The 20,401-nt window shown below is 63.6% G+C and carries 18 protein-coding genes; 11 read left to right on the top strand and 7 right to left on the bottom strand.

The features are described 5' to 3' along the window. Positions 1-46 precede the first annotated feature (46 nt). The 3 genes from ACEWFR_RS01260 (at position 47) to ACEWFR_RS01250 (ending at position 3,775) form a co-directional block, all read left to right on the top strand. Complete coding sequence (locus tag ACEWFR_RS01260; RefSeq protein ID WP_098726666.1) at positions 47-346, top strand: HalOD1 output domain-containing protein; 300 nt, start codon at positions 47-49, stop codon at positions 344-346. 939 nt (positions 347-1,285) lie between these two features. Beyond that, positions 1,286-2,161, top strand: a complete 876-nt coding sequence (locus ACEWFR_RS01255; protein ID WP_374059339.1) for a universal stress protein — start codon at positions 1,286-1,288, stop codon at positions 2,159-2,161. 201 nt (positions 2,162-2,362) lie between these two features. Beyond that, a complete protein-coding gene (locus ACEWFR_RS01250) occupies positions 2,363-3,775 on the top strand; it encodes an aryl-sulfate sulfotransferase (RefSeq protein WP_374059338.1) in 1,413 nt (470 codons plus the stop codon). Positions 3,776-3,875: 100 nt separating this feature from the next. On the opposite strand, the gene ACEWFR_RS01245 is transcribed toward ACEWFR_RS01250, so the two are convergent. After that, complete coding sequence (locus ACEWFR_RS01245) at positions 3,876-4,397, bottom strand: DedA family protein (protein WP_374059337.1); 522 nt, start codon at positions 4,395-4,397, stop codon at positions 3,876-3,878. Between the two features lie 129 nt (positions 4,398-4,526). On the opposite strand from ACEWFR_RS01245, the gene ACEWFR_RS01240 reads away from it, so the two are divergent. Further along, on the top strand, positions 4,527-5,003 hold the full coding sequence (locus ACEWFR_RS01240) for a metal-dependent hydrolase (protein WP_098726663.1): 477 nt from the start codon (positions 4,527-4,529) through the stop codon (positions 5,001-5,003). Between the two features lie 58 nt (positions 5,004-5,061). Here ACEWFR_RS01240 and ACEWFR_RS01235 read toward each other — a convergent pair whose 3' ends face one another. Both ACEWFR_RS01235 and ACEWFR_RS01230 read right to left on the bottom strand, forming a co-directional pair. Beyond that, positions 5,062-5,559, bottom strand: coding sequence for a metal-dependent hydrolase (locus ACEWFR_RS01235; protein ID WP_374059336.1), 498 nt, complete (start codon positions 5,557-5,559; stop codon positions 5,062-5,064). A 133-nt stretch (positions 5,560-5,692) separates the two neighbouring features. Beyond that, a complete protein-coding gene (locus ACEWFR_RS01230; protein WP_374059335.1) occupies positions 5,693-6,712 on the bottom strand; it encodes a YbhN family protein in 1,020 nt (339 codons plus the stop codon). A gap of 124 nt (positions 6,713-6,836) precedes the next feature. Between ACEWFR_RS01230 and ACEWFR_RS01225 the strand changes: the two genes are divergently transcribed. The 5 genes from ACEWFR_RS01225 (at position 6,837) to ACEWFR_RS01205 (ending at position 13,149) form a co-directional block, all read left to right on the top strand. Next, on the top strand, positions 6,837-8,417 hold the full coding sequence (locus tag ACEWFR_RS01225) for a sulfatase (RefSeq protein ID WP_374059334.1): 1,581 nt from the start codon (positions 6,837-6,839) through the stop codon (positions 8,415-8,417). Between the two features lie 218 nt (positions 8,418-8,635). Next, positions 8,636-9,496 (top strand): hypothetical protein, encoded by an 861-nt coding sequence (locus ACEWFR_RS01220; RefSeq protein ID WP_374059333.1) that lies wholly within the window; start codon positions 8,636-8,638, stop codon positions 9,494-9,496. A gap of 96 nt (positions 9,497-9,592) precedes the next feature. Further along, positions 9,593-10,576, top strand: a complete 984-nt coding sequence (locus ACEWFR_RS01215) for a glycosyltransferase family 4 protein (protein ID WP_374059332.1) — start codon at positions 9,593-9,595, stop codon at positions 10,574-10,576. Further along, entirely contained in the window at positions 10,577-11,674 is a 1,098-nt protein-coding gene (locus ACEWFR_RS01210; protein WP_374059331.1) for a glycosyltransferase, read from the top strand. 242 nt (positions 11,675-11,916) lie between these two features. After that, a complete protein-coding gene (locus tag ACEWFR_RS01205) occupies positions 11,917-13,149 on the top strand; it encodes a hypothetical protein (protein ID WP_374059330.1) in 1,233 nt (410 codons plus the stop codon). Here ACEWFR_RS01205 and ACEWFR_RS01200 read toward each other — a convergent pair. From ACEWFR_RS01200 to ACEWFR_RS01185, 4 genes are all read right to left on the bottom strand, one after another. Next, positions 13,120-13,467, bottom strand: coding sequence for a hypothetical protein (locus tag ACEWFR_RS01200; RefSeq protein WP_374059329.1), 348 nt, complete (start codon positions 13,465-13,467; stop codon positions 13,120-13,122). The two genes, ACEWFR_RS01205 and ACEWFR_RS01200, sit on opposite strands and share 30 nt — an antisense overlap. Before the next feature lie 159 nt (positions 13,468-13,626). Next, positions 13,627-14,151, bottom strand: coding sequence for a carboxymuconolactone decarboxylase family protein (locus ACEWFR_RS01195; protein ID WP_374059328.1), 525 nt, complete (start codon positions 14,149-14,151; stop codon positions 13,627-13,629). Positions 14,152-14,157: 6 nt separating this feature from the next. Then, positions 14,158-14,610, bottom strand: a complete 453-nt coding sequence (locus ACEWFR_RS01190; RefSeq protein ID WP_374059327.1) for a MaoC family dehydratase — start codon at positions 14,608-14,610, stop codon at positions 14,158-14,160. Positions 14,611-14,732: 122 nt separating this feature from the next. Beyond that, positions 14,733-16,055, bottom strand: a complete 1,323-nt coding sequence (locus ACEWFR_RS01185) for an MFS transporter (RefSeq protein ID WP_374059326.1) — start codon at positions 16,053-16,055, stop codon at positions 14,733-14,735. Between the two features lie 138 nt (positions 16,056-16,193). Between ACEWFR_RS01185 and ACEWFR_RS01180 the strand changes: the two genes are divergently transcribed. Continuing rightward, the gene (locus tag ACEWFR_RS01180; protein WP_374059325.1) at positions 16,194-17,123 is read left to right on the top strand and encodes an NAD-dependent epimerase/dehydratase family protein; all 930 of its coding nucleotides are present in this window, start codon (positions 16,194-16,196) and stop codon (positions 17,121-17,123) included. 574 nt (positions 17,124-17,697) lie between these two features. After that, positions 17,698-20,388 carry a phosphoenolpyruvate carboxylase gene (gene ppc / locus ACEWFR_RS01175; RefSeq protein WP_374059324.1) on the top strand — a complete coding sequence of 897 codons (2,691 nt, stop codon included), beginning with the start codon at positions 17,698-17,700 and terminating at the stop codon, positions 20,386-20,388. Positions 20,389-20,401 lie beyond the last annotated feature (13 nt).

Below are 20,401 nucleotides of genomic sequence, written 5' to 3'. Positions count from 1 at the left end.
CCAAGGGACGACTTCCCACCTGCGTACTGGGGGTACGTATTAATCCATGACCGAGATGAGTTCACGATCACCGTCGACCGCGATTGGGGATCACTATTCCGTGCAATATGATAGACTCGACGACGAACCGCTCAGCGTTGCCGTCGCGGACGCCGTCGCAACATTCAAGAACGAAGATGTGACCGAACTCGAACCACTCCATTACTCGATCAACGCCGACGCGCTCGAGCGGCTGTTCGAACCCCGTGCGGACGGACTCCGTTCCGGCGGATCGGTAACGTTCGAGTACAGCGATTGCCTGGTGACCGTCACCGGTGACGGCGAGATTCGCATCGACTCCAGCTAGCCGCTCGATCTGGGGCCGGGGATCGGCGTGATCCCGCGTTCATTCTACGACTACCGAGATCGAGTGCGAGCGCCTCGCTCGCCGCTCTGACTCCGCCACGGATACCTCGGTGGTGACGTGAGCGGTGCCGAGACTGTTCGACAACGCCACGACAGCGACTGAGAGCCGACAGTATACAGTAATCACTGAACGTCACTGTACACCTGATCGCATGACTGCTTTGCGATCACTGTGTAAACCGTTTCAGTGGCTACTATAACAGTAGCACGCGTTCTTTATTCAGAATTACCCCTGAAATTGGATTCGGAGTCTCGGCAACCACAGATGCAAACTGAACGTAGATCGATTCTCCCAGTTAATCAAAACATAGTGGGTTAGTGAAAATATCAGGGGAATAAGGGCCGTTGTCTCCTACACTTCAGTAGAGATGGCTAGTAATAATGAAATACAGAAGGCAGAAGCAGTGTGTGATAACTGTGGAACTGCTCTTGCAGTACATTTCGACCCTGACGGCGAAATACGGCTGATTTGGACTAGAAGGGGGCCAACTTGCTCATGTAGAAATGGCGAACTACGTATCATGAGCAATGACAGGACTGTTCTCGAAGACATAGACATGTAGAAGTTGGATGAAGCAACTCAAAAACGTTTAAAAACAATTGTTCCGTCGCCTGTACTGAACGATAACTGCAGATGCGCAAGTACCTTTTTGCTGCGGGTCCTCGTTCGCTTCGCTCACTCGAACCGCTTGCAAAAATCTACGCTAAAAAGGCCGCCTCCACGGGCTTTGCCCGTTTCGGCGGTGAACCACTCGCTACGCTCGCGGATGCTGCTGTGGTAACGCCTTCGCCTATACTGAGCGCGAGTTTCACGGCCAACTCTGAATAAAAAACCATACTACCAACAACTGATAAGCGGATCCATCCCAAACGCTCCGCCATGTCCACTCGTATCCTCGTCCCAACCGACGGGAGCGATTCCGCGACGGCCGCCCTCAAGCACGTACTCGACGTCGCCGACGATCGGGAGGCGACCGTTCACCTGCTCAACGTTGCCGACACGAACCAACCGAGCCTCACGCGCCTCGGCGACGACATCGTCGACGTACTCGAGGGAGAGGGAAACGACATCGTTTCCGACGCCGCGGCGATGGCCGAGGACCGTGGCGTATCCGTGGTGACGACCGTTGTTCAGGGCGATCCGCGAGAAGTGATCGCCGAGCACGCCACCGCCGACGAGTTCGATCTCGTCGCGATGGGGGCCCACGGACGGCGCGGACTGGGGGAGTACGTCCTCGGGAGCGTCACGGATCACGTCGTGAACAGAAGCGCCGTTCCGGTGTTGACCGTCCGCGCCGCCGACGAGGTGTCGCCAACGTTTCCCTACACGGACATCCTCGTTCCGACCGACGGGAGCGACCACGCGACGGCGGCGCTCGAACTGGCGTCGACGGTCGCCGAGCGACACGGCGCCAAGCTCCACTTGCTGTCCGTCGTCGACGAACTCCCGGAGGTCATCGACGCGGGATCGGCGGACCTTCCCGAGCAACTCGAGGAAAACGTCCAGGCGGTTCTGGACGACGCGGCGACGACCGCCACGCGAGCGGGCGTCACGGATGTCACGACCACCATCGCCGCGGGGTCGGTGTCCCGGGAGGTCACGGCCTACGCCGACGAGGAAGGGGTCAATCTCATCGTGATGGGAACGCATGGCCACACCGGCCTCGACCGGCACCTGCTCGGGAGCTTCACCGAGCGCGTGATCCGTACCTCGCCGGTTCCCGTCCTCACCACGCAGGCCCACGATGACGCGTGACCCACACACCAGTGAGCCGAATCGGTCGTCCGAACTGGCTCTCGGCCCGTCTCGTCAGTCCGGCGTTTCCCTCGCTTAGCCCGACCGTTTGATTAGACCCTTGCATCGCGGTCCGGTTAGAAAAAGTACTAGTACCTCGATTCGGAAACGAAGGACGATGGTTCCCCAACCGGCGCTCCGAAACGAGATGGTGACTGAACCGTGATCGATCGATCGCTCCCCTCGCTCGAGCGCGTCCGATCGGAGATTACGAGAAACAGGCTCCGGATCGCGTTCGCGGTACTCATCCTCATTACGGCCGCCGTCGTCGTCAGCGCGGCGGGCGGTGGGGTTTCGACGGCGTCGAAAGAAGACGTTCCGGACGCACCGGAGACGGATAATCACACCGTCGTCACCGAATCGGGCCGTGCGGGGACGATTACGGCCTACCAGCCCAACGGCGAGGTCCTCTACTACAACAACTCGCGGACCAAGTACTTCGACGCGGACCCCGTCGAGGGCGACCCGCTGACCGTCGAGTACGCCGCGACGGACACGATTCACACGGAAGGCGCTAACTGCGGCGCGCCGCCGTGTACCCGCAACGTCATCGAGCGGGCCGACCTCGAGACCGGCGAGGTCGAGGTCATCTACGAGCGCTACGACTACAAGGAGTACGCCGGCGAGTGGCACGACATCGATCGCATCAACGAGACCCACTTCGTCGTCGCCGACATGGTCGCCGACCAGGTGTTCATCGTCAACACCGAGACGGAGGTCGTCAACTGGCTCTGGGACGCCCAGAGCGACTTCCCGCTCGAGGGCGGCCACTCCTGGCCCCGCGACTGGGCACACATTAACGACGTCGAGTACATCGAGGAGGGCCAGATGGAAGGCCGGATCATGGCCAGTCTGCGCAATCAAGACCAGGTCGTCTTCCTCGATCGGGAGGAGGGCCTGCTCGAGGACTGGACGCTCGGGAGCGAAAACGAGCACGACGTCCTCCACGAACAGCACAACCCTGATTTCATCCCCGAGAGTCAGGGCGGCCCGGCCATCCTCGTCGCCGACTCCGAGAACGCACAGATCAAGGAGTTCCAGCGCGAGGACGGCGAATGGACCCAGACCTGGCTCTGGGAAGACGATCAGATCCAGTGGCCCCGGGACGCAGACCGACTTCCGAACGGGAACACGCTGATCTCCGACACCCACGGCAACCGGGTCATTGAGGTCAATCAGTCCGGCGAGATCGTCTGGGAGGTCGGCTCCAGCCTCCCCTACGAATCCGAGCGCCTCGAGACCGGTGACGAAAGCGAGAGCGGCCAGAGCGCCCAGTCACTCGGCCTCGAGAACCGAACTGAAGCCGAGAGCAGCGGTGGCGGCGGCGGTGGCGGAGACGGCTTCGGCTTTAATCCCCTCGGATTCCTCGGTGATCTCATCGAGTCGCTCCTTCCACACCGGATCTACAACGCCCTCCTCTTCGTCAGCCCGGTCTGGATGGGATCCTCGGAGTTCGCCGCCATCGGCGTCGCGCTCCTGACGGGCCTGACGTGGGTCGGCACCGAGATCAGGTGGCAGCTCCGCGACAGAGGCGTCCGATTCCGGCTGCCCGTCTACCGACAGGGCGGGAACTGAGACGAGACGAGAGCAGTTTTCGATTTTGTAGTTCGGTGAATCAGAAACGCGAAGCGGTACTGCAAAGCAGGCGTTGACGAGGGCCGGATCCGCCGCTCGGTCACGCCAACAGATGGCCGCCGGCGAGGTAGAGGGACGCGAGGATCGTCTGGAAGGACAGCGAGCCGATCGCCGACAGCGCGACGAACGAGCGGCCGTCCATCTCCGAGAGCCCGGCGGGGACGGTCAGCAGTCCGCGAACGAACAGCATCGTATTGCTCACGGGAACGGCCAGGCCGCCCCAGCGATCGAACCAGCCGTCGAATCGCTCGAGTCGCGACTCGGTGATGGGAAACCAGCGCTTTTGCAGGACGTACTCCCGACCGGCGCGACGGACGAGACAGAAGAGACAGAACTGGCCGACCGTCGTTCCGACGACCGCGATGGCGACGATCGCGATCACCTCTGGGATCGACGAGCCGATCAGCGCCAGCGCGGCCGGGACGACGAGTTCGCTCGGCATGAACCGCAGGAGCATCGCCCCCTCGAGAACGCAGATACCGAAGAACACCGCTAACGCGAGTTCCGACGTGAACATCGACTCGAGCCAGGGCGGTAGTCCCTCGGTTTGCAACGGATCCATGCCCGGTTCGTAGTCGGTCCCGAATGTAAGCACTGTTGGTTCGACGGCAGCGTCGACCGCGTTCGTACGCGTCGATCCGGCGTCCGAGAATCATAAGTTACGTAATGGGATCGATCGAACCAGTACGCGATGGAACTCGAACGCGGATTGTTCCTCGCGGGCGCGTTCGCGACCCACGCGTTCGTCGGCTACGCCCTCGTCCGCGGACTCACCGACGAAGACCCGCGGATCGGTCTCGTCTTCGGCCTCCTCCCTGACGCGGACTTCCTCTTTCCCGCGGGATTGGAATGGCCGTTCGTTCACCGCGGCATAACCCACACGCCCCTGTTCGCCCTCGCAATCGTCATCGGCGGCTACGCGGTCGGCCGACGGCTGAATCGAGAGGACTGGCGTGGCCGGGGTGTCGCAGTCGCCGTCGGGCTCGCGATCGGCTCGCATCTTGCGATCGACTCGCTCTCGCCGAAGGGGATCGACTGGCTGTTCCCCCTCCGGACGAGCTGGAGCCCCGGGCTGGCGGTTCACAGTCCGGCCGCGACAGTAGTGCTCTGGGCCGCATCGATCGGCATCCTCGCGTGGGGCGCGGACGAACTCCCGTCGATTCGCTAAAGCCTCGAGCCGGAGACGCGATTCACGGCAGCCGTGACCGCAGGACCTGTGTGGTCGGTTACCCCGTCGGAACCGCCGCTGTCGGCAGCCACACCGTGAGAAGCAGTGACGCGAACAGGGCGGCCGAACCGGCGAGCAGGAACGCGCGATTGATCCGGCCGTTCTTGGATTTGAACCAGTCGAGCGTGACGTGGGCCCGCCAGACGGGGGCGAACGGGCTGATTCCCATCGGTGTGACGATGTCACCGGCGAGGTGGGCGAGGATCCCGCCGGTGCCGACGACGAGCCCGAACGCGAACGCGTCCGGACTCGAGGGGACCGCGAGGGCGGTTCCGACGCCGGCGATCAGCCCGACGAGGACGGCGAACCAGACGGTGTGCGTCGGCCCGCGGTGTTGGAGCCACGGCAGCGGCTCATCGAGATCCGGGAGGTTGGCCACGCCGACGGCCACGAGCGCCCCGACCAGTGCCAGCTCGAGCGACCAGATACTGCTCACCAGCGGCAGGAATGGGGCATACAGCAGGGCGTTGAATCCGGAGTGACCATCTCGGTACATGCCGGTCGATCAATTATCGGGGCCGAACGGAAATTAACCGCTCGGTCGTCTCGATGGGAGGTGACTGGAGCGCTCGGTCGTCTTCGCTGGCAGTCAGTCACTCACTGTCCGATCGATCGTCCGCCGATCGGAGTCACCGCACCGCCCGGACGCCGAACGCCGACACGGCCAGGCCGCCGATCAGGATCGGCATCCAGTAGATCGCACCGCGGAAGATGAGGACGGCCGCGGTGATGACCGACGCCTGGATTCCGGTCGTCGGAACGAGCAGCGTGACGAACGCGGCCTCGATCCCGCCGAGTCCACCCGGTAGCGGCGCAGCGCCCGCGAGGTTCGCCAGCGGGATCACGAACAGCAGGACGTACGGCGGAACGGGGGTCCCAAGCGCGGCAAACGCTGCCATGAGCGCGGCGACCTGAAAGAGCCAGCCACACAGCGACAGCCCGACGACGGCGGACAGTCGCCACCGATCCGTCGCCACACGTTCGATGTTCTCGAAGAATCGTCCCAGTCGGTCGGCGATGTCCTCCTCGAGCGTCTCGGACTCGAAGCGCTCGAGCCCGAGCCGGCCGAGTCGGGGGGCGACGATTCCGGGAAGCCGGTCGACGATCGCCTGGTGGTACCGCCAGACGAGCCCTAAGGCGATGACGATTCCCGCGATCAGCACGACCGCCGAACCGACCGCCGTCACGAGGTGATCGCCGAGCGCGGCGGTGGTCGCGTAGTAGCCGACGCCGACGAGGATGAGCGAGATCGAGGGAACGACGTTGAGGACGTCGACGCTCGCGATGCCGACGAGGCTGGTCTCGTAGCGGGCATCGGAGGTCTTCGAGATGAGCAGCGCCGCGACCGGTTCGCCGCCGGCTTGCCCGAACGGGGTGACGTTGTTCGCGAAGACGGCACCGGCGTAGATGAAAAACGACTTGCCGACCGGGATATCGATGCCGAGTGCGGCGAGGACGGTCCGGAGCATCAGGCTCCAGGCGGCCAGCCAGCAGAGCGCGAGCGCGAACGTCGCGGCGACCAGCGACGGCTCCGCCGACAGCAACGAGTCGAGGATGTCGCGCGCGCCGACGACGAAAAAAAGGACGGCAAAGACCGCGATCGTCCCGACGGCTCCGACGATGAACGCCCGACGATTTCGCTCGTCCATGGCTGGTATGAATCGTCAGTTCCCTTGAAACATCTGATCATCGCCGAGCGGGGAGTGCGGCCGTGACGGGTGGCTGCCCTCCCCTTCAATCGATTTATTGGCGTGGAGAAAAGTGAGGCCAGTAATGGACAGGACACCGCAATCGAACGTCCTCTTCGTCGTTCTGGATACGGTCCGGAAGGATCGGCTCGAGCCCTACGGGTACGAGCGGGAGACGACGCCCGAGCTGTCGCGGTTCGCCGAGGAGGCGACCGTCTTCGAATCGGCGGTCGCGCCCGCGCCGTGGACGCTTCCGGTTCACGCCTCGCTGTTTACCGGCCGGTATCCGAGTCAGCACGGAGCCGATCAGGGGAGTCCGTATCTCGACGACGAGACGACCCTCGCGTCGACCCTGTCGGCGGCCGGCTACGACACGGCCTGCTACTCTTCTAACGCCTGGATAACCCCCTACACCGGCCTCACCGACGGGTTCGGCCACCAGGACTCGTTCTTCGAGGTTCTCCCCGGCGACGTGCTCTCGGGGCCGCTGGCCAGCGCGTGGCAGACCGTCAACGACAACGACTACCTCCGCGATTTGGCGTCGAAGCTCGTCCACCTCGGCGCGATGGCCCACTCCAAACTCGCCAGCGGCGAGGGGGCAGACTCGAAGACGCCGTCGGTAATCGATCGGACCAGGTCCTTCATCGACGACAGCGAGAGCGACGATGGCTGGTTCGCCTTCGTCAATCTGATGGACGCCCACCTGCCATACTACCCGCCCGAGAAGTACCGCGAGGAGTTCGCCCCCGGCGTCGATCCCGACGACGTCTGCCAGAACTCCAAAGAGTTCAATTCGGGGGCGCGCGATATCGACGACGACGAGTGGGAGGACATTCGCGGCCTCTACGACGCCGAAATTGCCCACATGGACGCCGAACTCGGCCGCCTGTTCGACTGGCTCCGCGAGACTGGCCAGTGGGAGGAGACGACCGTCGTCGTTGCGGCCGACCACGGCGAACTCCACGGCGAACACGACCTCTACGGCCACGAGTTCGCCCTCTACGACCAGCTCATCAACGTCCCGCTGCTGGTCAAACATCCCGACCTCGAGGCAGACCGGCGCGACGACCTCGTCGAGTTGCTCGATTGCTATCACACGGTGCTCGACGTGCTGGATGTCGATCCCGATGCAGTCGGCCGGACGGATGGCGACGGTCATTCCGACCGCGTTGTCGCCCGCGACGCGACGCGCTCGTTGCTCTCGAGCGAGTATCGCGCGTTCGAAGGGGCTTCGGATCCCGACGCCGGCCAGCGCGCCGTCATCGAGGGAGAGGGGGACGACTACGCGTTCGTCGAGTACGCCCAGCCGGTCATCGAACTGCATCACTTAGAGGAGAAAGCGAGCGAGGCCGGCATCCATCTCCCGGACGATCACCGCGCCTACTCGCGGCTGCGCGCCGCCCGGAGCACGGATGCGAAGTACGTCCGCGCGGACCGCATCCCCGACGAGGGGTACCGGCTCGACGAGGACCCCGTGGAGCGAACATCGGTCGATCCGGCCGACGACGATATCGTCGCTGCGACCGAACGGGCGCTGGCTCGCTTCGAGGAAGGGGTCGGCGGCGCGTGGGACGACCCGACGGAGACCGACGACGCGGCGGACGCCCTCGAAGAAGCCGACGAGGAGACCCGCGATCGGCTGCGGGAGCTGGGCTATCTCGAGTGATACGGTTTGCTGTAACGATTTACCGGCACGGCCGGAGGCCGAATCGCGGTTGTGCCGGAAATTACTTACAGCAGACCGTATGAGATGTCGGCTCGACGAGCGAGCGGACTGACACGGCAGGGCGATATCGGAGAGGTACCGGGGAATAGGGCCGGTTTTGGTGACTTTCCGGGAACCAATAAGAATACGTAGGTCGACTCGAAAGGTAGCGGCAACTAATGCAGGACCAGCACTTCCTCGAGTCGGACTGGGATTACTGTCTGGTGCTGGATGCGTGCCGGTACGACGTATTCAGCGACGTATATGATGAGTACCTCGACGGGACGTTAGAAAAGCGCTGGAGCACCGGTTCGTCGACTCCGGAGTGGGCCTATCGGACATTTACCGACGAACACGATATCGCGTACTTCTCGGGGAATCCATTTATTAACGACCTGGGGATTCCGCTGAACGAACTGAAGTGGGGAGCCAGTTGCGACTACGAGTGGACCGCCTCGGAGCACATCAGCGACGTCTTCGACGTGTGGAAGTCCGGTTGGGACGACGACCTCGGGACGGTCCCCCCGGACAGTCTGGCGGAGGCGTTCCACGACAATCAGGACGCGGTCGAGACGGCGGATCGGACGGTACTCCACTACATGCAGCCACACGCGCCCTACCTCTCCCGCGGCAAGGGCCAGAAACTCAAACAGATCCAGAAGGGGATCCGGAAACAGGAAGAAGCCGAGAAGGAAACTGACGGCGGTGGCGGGACTCTCTCCTCGCTCGGCGATACGATCCGCCCGAAGGTGGAGAACACACTCGAGGGCAGCGAACTCGCCCAGAAGGCGGGCCTCTGGCTCGAACTCGACCCCGCCGACCTCGTCAAGAACGGCACTCGAGAGGCGGCTATGGAACTCTACGAGGAGAACCTGCGGATCGCCCTCGAGTCCGTCGCCGACGTGGCCTCGGAGTTGGATGGCACCGTTGTCGTGACCGCGGACCACGGGGAGGCGTTCGGCGAGGAGGGAGTCTGGGAACACCACATCGAGACGCACATCCCGGCGCTCATGGAGGTGCCGTGGATCGAAGTCGAGTAACGCCGAGCTCGGACGGCGACGAGGACACCGCTCGCCGGTTCGCGGCGACGGTCTTGAGGGGGTAACTGTACCCGCACCGATCAGGGGGAGTCCGGTATGAAGATCAGCCACTACTTCGAACTCGAAGCGCACGTCACCGGCGGCATTCACGAGTCCGTCGTCCACCAGCGGAAAATGTTGGACCGACTGGACCTCACGTACACGACCGAGCCGACACTCGAGGCCGATGTCTTTCACTGTAACCTCATGGGACCGCGCTCGGTCTGGTATGCGACGCGAGCGCGGCGACGAAATATTCCCGTCATCGCGCACACGCACGTGACCGCCGAGGACTTCGGGGAGAGCTTTCGGTTCACGAACGCGCTTGCCAAGCCGCTCAAACCGTACCTCCGGTGGGCCTACGGACTGGCCGACGCGCTCGTCTGTCCGTCGGAGTACAACCGGCGGCTGCTCGAGACGTACACCGACGTGCCGACGACGGTCATCTCGAACGGCGTCGACCGCGAGAAACTCGCGGGGTTCGAATCGCTCGAGGCCGAGTACCGCGAGCGCTACGACCTTGAGTCGCCGACCGTTTTCCTCGTCGGCCACGTCATCAAGCGCAAGGGCCTCGAGACGTTTGTCGAACTGGCCCGCCGGCTGCCCGAACTGGATTTCGCGTGGTTCGGCCCGCTGGACCTCTCCCTGAAGGGCCGGGAGACGACGCGGTTGATCGAGGAGTCCCCGGCGAACTGTACGTTCACCGGCTACATCGACGACATCCGCGGCGCGTTCGCGGCGGGCGACATTTTTTGTTTTCCCACTCACGAAGAAAACGAGGGAATCGCGTTGCTCGAGGCGATGGCCGCCGGGAAACCGGTGCTCGTCCGCGACATCGAGACGTTCTCGTGGCTCGCGGATGGTGAGGACAGCCTGAAGGTCTCGGGGGCGGGCGTCGACGGCTTCGAGGCTACTCTCGAGCGGCTCACAGACGCCGAACTCCGGGACCGGCTTGGATCGAACGCGGCCAGACGGAGCGAGGAGTTCTCGCTCGAGACGGTCGCGAAGCAATACCAGTCGCTGTACCAGGAGGTGGCCTGAATGAAAATCGGATTCTTCACGGACAGTTATTTCCCCGAGATCGATGGCGTAACGTACACGATCAAGCTCTGGCGCGAGGAGTTAGAACAAAAGGGCCACGAGGTGTACGTCGTCTACCCCGACGGCGACTACGAGCCCGGCGATCGCGAGGTCCCGGTCAAATCACTGCCGAACCCGTTTTACGCCGGCTATCGGATCCCTCTCACCCGACGGCCGTCGACGCTCCCCGAACTCGATGTCGTTCACTGCCACGGCCCCGCACCGATCGGCGCCCTCGGACGGTACTACGCCTGGAAACACGACCTCCCGACGATCTACACGCACCACACCCCGCTCGAGGAGTACTTCCACCAGAACGTCAAACTCGAGTCGGTGGCAGGATTGCTCTCGAAACTGTACGTTCCCGTCGAGAACGCGTTCCTCGAGAGCTTCGACGTGGTGACCGCTTCGACCGAACGGATCGATCGAAACGTCGAACACGTCCAGCTCCCCGTGGGTATCGACATGGACTTCTTCCAGCCGACCGCAGGCGAGTGGTACTCTGACCGAACGGTGATCGGCTACAGCGGTCGGCTCAGCATGGAGAAAAACGTCAGCGAGATCCTGCGTGCCGCCGAGGAACTACCGGAATACGACTTCGTCATCGTCGGTGAGGGTCCCTACCGCGACTGTCTCGAGCGAGACGCGCCGGAGAACGTCGAGATCCGATCGTTCCTCCCCCGGGAGGAGTTGCCTGCCTTCTACTCCTCGATCGATACCTTCGTGACCGCTTCGACCGCGGACACGCTTGGCCTCTCGACGCTCGAGGCCAACGCCTGTGGCACGCCCGTCGCCGCCGCCGACGTTCCGCCGTTCGATCACACGATCGGGTCCGATAACGGCGAACGGTTCGAATACGGCGATCTCGAGTCGATGGTCGACGCCATCGAGACCTGTCTGGCGACCGATCGCGAGACCAGAGCGGGCGTCGAACGCTACGCGGTTGAGTACACGATGGATCACCTCGAGCAGCTCTACCACAACGTCCCGCTCTCGAAGGACGAGGCCGCGGCGGATGTCGAGAGTCCGTGGCGGTTCTCCGAGGAAGACCGGAGCTGACGCGGTCGATTCCAGTTCGGTTTCAGCCAGTTCGTTCGGTTCTTCCGATCGGTCGGAAACCGTGAATTTCACCGATAGGGGCACTGACGGAAGGGACGAGAAGACCTATATGCGAAACGGACAGGGTGGCACGTAACGCAACGGACGGGACCGGCCCCGTCGCTCGCTACGATGTCAACTCGAACACGTACCGACGGAGGTGACCGACCATCGATCGACGGACGCTGATCGCGCTGGGGGCGTTGGCCCTCGTACTCGTCGTGCTTGTCCTCGGATCGGCCGCGACATCGTCCTCGAGCGACACCGCGGTCGATCGACAGGAGCAGTTGGTGACAGTGGACGAGGATTCGTCGCTGTGGCCGTACACGAGCAGTGCGACGACGTTCGAGGAGCGGACGCTCGCGATCAACGTGGTGGTCGCTGGCGATCCGGCGGAGACGCGTCGACATCTCGAGGAGCGAAGCCGCGGCGGCTGGAACGAAACCGCACCCGAACAGGAAGACGTCAGCGCTACGGCGGCCGAGGATGTCGTCGGGACGGAAACGGCCTGGGGGAGCGCCGACGGCTCGACTCGGTACGCCTACGTCGCCATGGGCGATGATCCGACCGGCGGGACGTGGCTCGACGAGAGCTACCAGTTACACGACGGCGAGTACCTCGGCTCGCGCCACCACATTCGAGCCTACGCGTCCCCTGACAGCGACGACCAGTGGACGGCGATGCAGGCCCACCGGGAACACTGGGACTGGTTTCGGCTCAGCCACACGGTCACCAGCGCTGAGGACTCCCAGCGATACGTCGAACGCGAGTTCATGGATCGCCGATACGTCTCGAGCGTCTCGCGCGACCATCTGGGAAACGACCGCGGCTTCGATTCCGACGGCTGGGTGACGATCATCGATCTGAACGGCGACGACGGCGATGACCGCGACGACGGTGGCCCGCCGGTTCACCTCGCGATGCTCGGACTCCTTCCGGGAGTGATGCTCATTGGCCATGTAACGTCGCGGACCGAACCTCGAGCGCTGGTTTCTCCGCGCGTTCGACACGCGTTCGTGCTGGCCGGTGCGCTGATCGGGCTCTACCTCTTTGTCCGGTTCGGTGCGATCGCCGTCGAGGCACGGCTCGGTGATCTCGATCCGCGATTCGTCGCGGGCGCGTTCTACCCGCTGCTCGTCGTCGGATTACCGGTCTGTACGTACTACTTCGCCCGCCCGCTCGATCGGCCGACGGCATTCGCCGCCGGGTCGGTCGGCTTCGCGACGGCGATCCTGCTCGATTACACCGCCCTGGGTGTGACTCGATTGCCGGTCACCGTCTTCGTCCACCGGTTCTCGACGGCGATCGCGCTCGGCTTCATCGCCGTCGGCGCGTCGCACGCGGAACGAATCGACCCGGAGGATCACGGCTTCGTGCGAATGGGGGCGCTCCTCTGGGGCGTCACGCTACTCGTGCCGTTGCTCCGATTTCTGTAGCGGTCGCGCGTCCGCGGATCGCCCCCCGAAATCGTCGGGGCTCACGTACGGACGCGTCCACGAGGTCGTCGCCTGCGTGTAGCCGACGACACCCACGAAGGTAACGACGTAACACAGCCAGCGCGGCAGGCCGAACCCCTGTATCCAGGTCGTCATCACCAGCGCCCAGGCGACGAGTACAGCCGTATCGCGACAGATCCGTTCTCCGTTGTGCCGGCAGTAGGCGATCAATCGGCGTCGTCGTGACTCGAGGAGCGGCCGATCGTCCCGGCCGGATTCAGCGACGTTGTGGTCCGATTCGTCGGAACCGAGTTCCATTCGAGTCACCGTTGCTCGGGGGTTCGGGAGCAGTGAAATACGCTTTGTGGTTCATCCACCGTCGCTCCCCGACACGAACGGAGCGGGAGTCGGCTTCGCCGCCCTCGAGCCGATGACCGACGATATCCGGGCCACCTCGAGGGGCGAGGCGAACGCGGCCTACGGCGTCCAGCCGACGAACGCCGTTTCGGGTTCGACGTCGACGGCGTCCAGCGTTCGCGCCGTGGCGACGTAGTGGCTGACGAGCATGGCGATGCCGACGACGGTCCCGACGTCGTAGTGCGCCCGAAGCCGGTCGTGATCCGCATCGCGGGGATCACCCAGTGCGACGCCGCGGGCGTAGGCGACGAGTGCGCCATCCCGGTCGTCGAGGGCCGCGAGATCGCCGTCGGTAATGGCGGTGATCTCCGCATCGGTGACGCCCGCCGCCCGGCCGAGTCGAACGTGCTGGTGCCACTCGTAGGGGTGCTCGAGGGCGCGAGCGGTCGCGAGGATGACGATCTCTCGCTCCCGCTCGGGAAGCACGTCCCAGAGGCGCGTCGAGTAGCGCATATACCACTGCATGAGTTCGGGCGCATTCGCCATCGCCCGAAAGATGTGGGCGTCGCCCACGTCGTTCTCTGTGAACAGGTACCGGTACTCCTCGGGCAGGTCCGCAGCCTCGAGGAGCGGGACGCGAGCCATGGCGACTCAGTCGTCCCCCGGATTCCGACGCGCGATCATGCCGAGTCCGATCCAAGAGATGACGACATCGCCGTCCTGATTGACCCCCTTGAGGAGACTATCGACGTAGCCTCGTTCGGGAGCGCTCTCCGAGACGCGCTTGTCCACGATTTCGGTCCGGATCGAGAGTGTATCGCCGGGCCTGACGGGCTGCTTCCACCGAAGTTCGTCCACCCCACGAGCGCCCATGCTGGCGCGGTCCTGTATCGGCCCGTCGACGAGCATTCGCATACAGATCGCCGCGGTGTGCCATCCGGAGGCGACCAGTTCGCCGAAGGCCGAGTCCTCCGCGGCGTCCTCGTCGGTGTGGAACGGCTGGGGGTCGTACTGCTCGGCGAACTCAAGGATCTCGTCTTTCGTGACGTGATACTCGCCGAACTCTTCGGTGTCGCCGATCTCGATGTCCTCGTAGTAACGCATTGTCCTGTCGTGTGCTATGTATCGGCAAGAACCTGTGGGACGAGGCAGTGTGGACGGCGAGCAGGGATCGATCGAACGTGTGAGGCCGAACTCGAACGGTTGTTCCCCATGCTTGTAACGGCTTACCCCGTCGACCGTTCTACGTCAGCGTCTGACTCGAGGGAGCGCTCGTCTCGCGTCCGGAGGGACAGCACGACGGCACAGGCCGCGGAGAGCAGGCCGGCAGCCGCGGCGATGGCGAACGCCACGCGATAGCCGGATTCCGTGTAGACGCGAGCGCCGTTGACGGTCTCGCCGGTCCAGTACGCGTCGAGTGCGGCACCAAGGACGACCGGGAAGACGGCTGCTCCGATCCATCCCATCGTGTTGATCAGGCCGATCACGGTCCCGCTTGCCTCCTCGGGGTGGCGTTCCTTGATGACGGTAAACGCGAGCGGGATCCCGCCACGCAGGATTCGGGAGAAGAGGAAGATCGCGCCGACGAGCAACAGCGGAATGGTACCGAAGGCGGCGAACACGCCCCAGGTCAGCCCGAAAACGACGGTCGAGAGGACGATGAGCCCGGTCCGATTCCCCGACCGGTCCGAGAGCCAGCCGAACAGCGTCGGGCCGATCATCCCCCCGATGTTTCCGACGAGGAGGTAGACCGACGCTTCCGTCACGGAAATGTCGTGGGTCTGAACGAGATAGGGAATCCCCCACAGGCCGAAGATCGTGATCCCGATGCCGGTCATGAAAAAGAGCATGACGCCCAACAGCCAGGTTTCGGGCTCTCGGACCGCATCGGAAACGTATCGCTTCAGCGCTGCGGCCGAGGTCACGTCCGGTCTGTCGGGAACGTCGTCGATCGGCGGGAGACCGGCGTTGGACGGCGAGTCGTGGGAGAAGAGGCCGATACCGACCGCGACCGCGATTCCGAACGCCCCCAGTCCGAGCATTGAGCCGCGCCATCCGACGCTCGAGGCGGCGATCGCCAGGGGCGTCGTCGCCGCCAGCCCGCCGAGAATGCCGACGCTGAAGGTCACGCCCGTCATGGTCCCGAACTCGTCGGGCCGGAACCAGTTCGCACAGAACCGCAACGCCGCGACGAACAGAACGCTCGCCCCGAGCCCGACCAGCAGTCGGCCGAGGAACGCCAGCGCATACGTGGGCGCGAGACCGAACGCGAGCGCCCCGAGGCTCATCGCTGCGGTTCCCGCCGTGGCAATCGCGCGCACGCCGTACCGGTCCGTCAGCAGGCCGGCCGGGATCTGAAACGCCGCGTAGAGGTAGAAAAACGACGAGTGGAGCAAGCCGAGACTCGTCCCCGTCGTCTCGAACGAGCGCATCAGCTGTTCCGAAAGGACCGCGGTCGACGATCGATGGAGACTGACGAGAAAGAACCCCGAGACGAGCACGCACCAGCCGAGCCATCGACGGTAGTACGGATTCGAGAGCGGTTTCACCAGCTTGAGTTTGTGATGTGGTCACATTAAGCCACCGACGGGGACTCCGCCGAGGACGGAAGCGACGCCGAGAATACCTGCCACCAACGGTACGAAAACTTCCAAACACCTTTGCGTCACCGAATGGGCTGTTTCGGTATGAACCTCGAGGAGCAAACCGTCCTCGTCACCGGCGGTGCAGGATTTATCGGATCGAACCTGGCGAATCACCTCGCGGAGTCGAACGACGTGACCGTCGTCGACGACTGTTATCTGGGAACGCCAGAAAACCTCTCCGATGCCGTCGAATTCGTCGACGCGAGCGTCCTCGATGACGAACTGCCGACGGATGTCGACATCGTGTTCCACCTCGCGGCGCTATCGTCGTACGCGATGCACGAAGAGGACCCCACGACGGGTGCCAGGGTCAACGTCGAAGGCTTCGTCAACGTGGTCGAACAGGCCAGGCAGGACGGCTGCGAGACGGTGGTCTACGCCTCGACGTCGTCGATCTATGGCAGTCGGACGGAGCCGTCGCCCGAGGACATGCCAGTGAGCGTCAACACCGGCTACGAGGCCTCGAAGCTTGCGCGGGAACGCTACGGCGAATACTTCTCGAATCACTACGATATGTCCGCGGCCGGCATGCGCTTTTTCTCGGTGTATCAGGGCTACGGCGGCGCGGAGGAACACAAGGGCGAGTACGCCAACGTGATCGCCCAGTTCGCCGACGACATCGCCGACGGCGAATCACCCGTTCTCTACGGCGACGGCAGCCAGACGCGGGACTTCACGCACGTCTCCGATATCGTTCGCGGCCTCGAGCTGGCCGCAGTCCACGAACTCGACGGAATCTACAATCTGGGGACCGGAGAGGCGTACGATTTCGAGACCGTCGTCCAGATGATCAACGACGAACTTGGTACCGACGTGGAAGCGGAGTACGTCGAGAACCCGATTCCAGATTCGGTCTACGTCCACGACACCTGCGCCGATTCGTCGAAGATCCGAGCGGAGACTGGCTGGGAACCACAGATCGACTTCGAGGAGGGTATTCGGCGCGTCTGTGCACAGTACACGGACCAGTAGCGCGATTCTGCGTCGACTCTCACGGATCGGATCGCGGCGATTTCTCGAATCGGAGTCCGAGGAACGAAGGCGGTGGGAAGCGCCGTAGATGTACTGTTGCATTGCGAACAGACGATGGCTGGGCTGATTGCGCTATAGTAGCCACTGCACGTCATTGCACGCCTGCTCGACCGACAGCTGTCCGATCAGTGTGTGAATCGTTTCAGTGCTACTATCGTTCGAATTCGAATTCGGATCGGACTGGTCTCGAAATCACCGGGTACTATCGACTTCCGTGCGGCCGTGTTCTCGGTGATATAATCGCTATTCGCAACTCGACTGCGTTCGAAATTGAATGCCACTCCCGTGAGTATATTCTCTCCGCAGTCTGACTGTGGCGAGAATTGTTTACAACTATAGTGAATTTTATCCCAGTGGTGGCGATACTGTTAGCCAACAGACCGCTGTGCGGACAGATCGACAGCGGGTATCCAACGGTCGAATACCGGCCCCAGTAACTATCACGGAAAACGATGTATGAGCGGACCAGCGTACCTGCAAGGGGTTTTTACCACGTCACGCACATCCACACGATATGCGACTTCACAACAGGGACGTCAGACAAGACGTCCGCGAACTCGGCGCGCTACTCGGAGACGTTCTCGAGGACCAGACGTCTCGCAGGTCGTTCGAAACGGTCGAGTCGTGTCGGCGGGCGGCTATCGATTACCGGGCGGGAGAGCTCGAGTCCCGCGAGCCGCTCGTGACGGAACTCGAGAACTTGTCGCCACACCAGCAACGGATCGTCGCCCGCGCGTTCACGACCTACTTCGAGTTGATCAACCTCGCCGAGGAGCGCGAGCGGGTCCGAACGATCCGCACGGCCTCTCAGGAGGGAACCCTCGACGACAGCCTCGAGACCGCGGCCGAAGAACTCGGCGAGGCGGACGTCGAGACCGTCAAGCAGATCTTGGACGACGTGTTGATCGAGCCGACGTTCACCGCTCATCCGACCGAAGCCCGGCGCAAGACCGTCAAGTCCAAACTGCGAGAGATCTCGACGTCCCTCGAGACGCTGGACGAACGACTGTTGACCGACAAGGAAACGGGACAGCTCTGGCGGGATGTAGACGCCGAGGTGACGAGCCTCTGGCAGACCCCGCAGGTGCGCAATCGCCAGCCCGAACCCGAGGACGAGGCGCGCAACGTCCAGTGGTATCTCGAGAACACGCTGTTCGACGTGGTCGGCGAGGTGTACGACGAACTCGACGACGCGATCGACGAGGAGGTCCCCGGGAACCTCGAGATCCCGAAGCTCTTTGAGTTCCGCTCGTGGGCGGGCAGCGACCGCGACGGCAACCCGTACGTGACTCCCGAGGTGACCGCGAACACCTTAGAGCGCCAGCGATCGGTCGTTCTCGAGCAGTATCGCGAGCAGCTCAAACGGCTCTCGGGCGTCCTGAGTCAGGACGGCAGTCGGATCGACGCCGGCTCGGAGTTCCAGGCCACCCTCGAGCGCGATCGCGAGCGCCTCCCCGGCAGCGCCCGTACCGCCGAGGAGCGCTATCCCGGCGAACCCTACCGCCAGAAGCTCAAGCTCATGCGCGAGCGACTCCGCCGCGTCGGCGACGTTCGGCCGGGGGGCTACGACGAGGTCGACGACCTCCTCGCGGACCTCGAGGTCATCTCGAAGAGCCTTCGCAACAACGGGGCCGAGAGCGTCGTCGACGCGCACGTCGACCCGATCCGCCGGCAGGTCGCCACCTTCGGCTTCTCGCTCGCGAGTCTCGACCTCAGAGAACACCAACAAAAACACACTGACGCCATCGCCGAGGCGCTCGAGACCGAGGGGATCGACTACCACGAGCTCTCGGAAGCCGACCGCGTCGAGTTCCTGACCGACGCCGTTTTGCAGGACGAGTCGGTGATCGACCTCGGCGACACCGCGGAACTCTCGGACGACTCGGTGCGCGTCCTCGAGCTGTTCGACAGCCTCGCCGACTGGCAGACCGAGTACGGCAGCCACGCCATCGACACCTACGCCATCTCGATGACCGAGGAACCCAGCCACGTCCTCGAGGTGCTCTTCCTGGCCGATCAGGCCGACGTCATCGCCCTGCCCGAACACGCCGGGATCGACATCGTACCGTTACTCGAGACCGAGTACGCCCTCTCGGGTGCCCGGCGGATCATGGGCTCGCTGTTCGAGAACGACGCGTATTCGCAGGTCCTCGAGGCGCGGGGCCACACGCAGGAGATCATGCTCGGCTACTCGGACTCGAACAAGGAGAACGGATTTCTGGCGGCGAACTGGTCGCTGTACAAGAACCAACGCCGGCTCGGCGAGATCTGTGACGATCACGACGTGACGATGCGGCTGTTCCACGGCCGTGGCGGCTCGATTTCCCGGGGCGGCGGCCCGATGAACGAGGCGCTGCTCGCGCTGCCGAACTCGACCGTGACCGGACAGGTCAAGTTTACCGAACAGGGCGAGGCCATCGCCGAGAAGTACGCCAACCCGCGTATCGCCGAGCGAAACATCGAACAGATGCTCAATGCCCAGCTCCGGGCGCGCAAGGGGGCGCTGGATCAACCGGAGGAGGAAGTTCGTGACGAGTGGGTCGAGGCGATGGAGACGATGGCAGACGCCGCTCGACGGGAGTACCGTGATCTCCTCGAGAGCGAGGGCTTTGTCCGGTACTTCGAACAGGCGACGCCGATCACGGTCATCGAGGATCTCGATTTGGGTTCCCGTCCGGCCTCCCGATCGGGCGAGCGCACTGTCGAGGACCTGCGCGCGATCCCGTGGGTGTTCTCGTGGACGCAGTCGCGGTGTATCCTGCCGGGCTGGTACGCGATCGCGAGCGGCGTCGAGGCCTATCTCGACGACGGCGGGTCGATGGAAACCCTCCAGACGATGTACGAGGAGTGGCCGTTCTTCCGAACGACGCTCGACAACGCGGCGCTCTCGCTGTCCCGAACCGAACTCGAGATCGCCGAGCGCTACGCTGAGATGGCTGAGCCGACGCTTCGCGATCGGTTCTTCCCGCGCGTGACCGACGAGTACGAGCGGGCCGCCGACTACATCACGGAAATCGGGCGGCGCGATCAGCTACACACCCGCGACTGGCTCGGGGAGAACCTCGAGCGCCGAAATCCCTACGTGGATCCGCTGAACATGCTACAGATCTACTTGCTCGACCGAACCCATCGAACGGACATCGAGGAACGGACGTTGCGGCTGACGGTCAAAGGGATCGCGGCCGGAATGAAGAACACCGGCTGATCGAGCCGATCGG

This window comes from Natrinema sp. H-ect4 (assembly GCF_041894845.1).
In the GTDB taxonomy this organism is placed as follows: Archaea; Halobacteriota; Halobacteria; order Halobacteriales; family Natrialbaceae; genus Natrinema.
The sequence above is the reverse complement of the archived record's forward strand: the minus strand, read 5'-3'. Positions and strand labels throughout refer to the sequence as shown.

Excerpts from the sequence above, each read along its gene's own strand:
- ACEWFR_RS01255 (WP_374059339.1), top strand. The coding sequence starts at position 1,286 with ATGTCCACTCGTATCCTCGTCCCAACCGACGGGAGCGATTCCGCGACG.
- ACEWFR_RS01215 (WP_374059332.1), top strand. The coding sequence starts at position 9,593 with ATGAAGATCAGCCACTACTTCGAACTCGAAGCGCACGTCACCGGCGGC.
- ppc (WP_374059324.1), top strand. The coding sequence starts at position 17,698 with ATGCGACTTCACAACAGGGACGTCAGACAAGACGTCCGCGAACTCGGC.
- ACEWFR_RS01225 (WP_374059334.1), top strand. The coding sequence starts at position 6,837 with ATGGACAGGACACCGCAATCGAACGTCCTCTTCGTCGTTCTGGATACG.
- ACEWFR_RS01220 (WP_374059333.1), top strand. The coding sequence starts at position 8,636 with ATGCAGGACCAGCACTTCCTCGAGTCGGACTGGGATTACTGTCTGGTG.
- ACEWFR_RS01195 (WP_374059328.1), bottom strand. The coding sequence starts at position 14,151 with ATGGCTCGCGTCCCGCTCCTCGAGGCTGCGGACCTGCCCGAGGAGTAC.
- ACEWFR_RS01240 (WP_098726663.1), top strand. The coding sequence starts at position 4,527 with ATGGAACTCGAACGCGGATTGTTCCTCGCGGGCGCGTTCGCGACCCAC.
- ACEWFR_RS01235 (WP_374059336.1), bottom strand. The coding sequence starts at position 5,559 with ATGTACCGAGATGGTCACTCCGGATTCAACGCCCTGCTGTATGCCCCA.
- ACEWFR_RS01230 (WP_374059335.1), bottom strand. The coding sequence starts at position 6,712 with ATGGACGAGCGAAATCGTCGGGCGTTCATCGTCGGAGCCGTCGGGACG.
- ACEWFR_RS01245 (WP_374059337.1), bottom strand. The coding sequence starts at position 4,397 with ATGGATCCGTTGCAAACCGAGGGACTACCGCCCTGGCTCGAGTCGATG.
- ACEWFR_RS01200 (WP_374059329.1), bottom strand. The coding sequence starts at position 13,467 with ATGGAACTCGGTTCCGACGAATCGGACCACAACGTCGCTGAATCCGGC.
- ACEWFR_RS01210 (WP_374059331.1), top strand. The coding sequence starts at position 10,577 with ATGAAAATCGGATTCTTCACGGACAGTTATTTCCCCGAGATCGATGGC.
- ACEWFR_RS01180 (WP_374059325.1), top strand. The coding sequence starts at position 16,194 with ATGAACCTCGAGGAGCAAACCGTCCTCGTCACCGGCGGTGCAGGATTT.
- ACEWFR_RS01260 (WP_098726666.1), top strand. The coding sequence starts at position 47 with ATGACCGAGATGAGTTCACGATCACCGTCGACCGCGATTGGGGATCAC.
- ACEWFR_RS01190 (WP_374059327.1), bottom strand. The coding sequence starts at position 14,610 with ATGCGTTACTACGAGGACATCGAGATCGGCGACACCGAAGAGTTCGGC.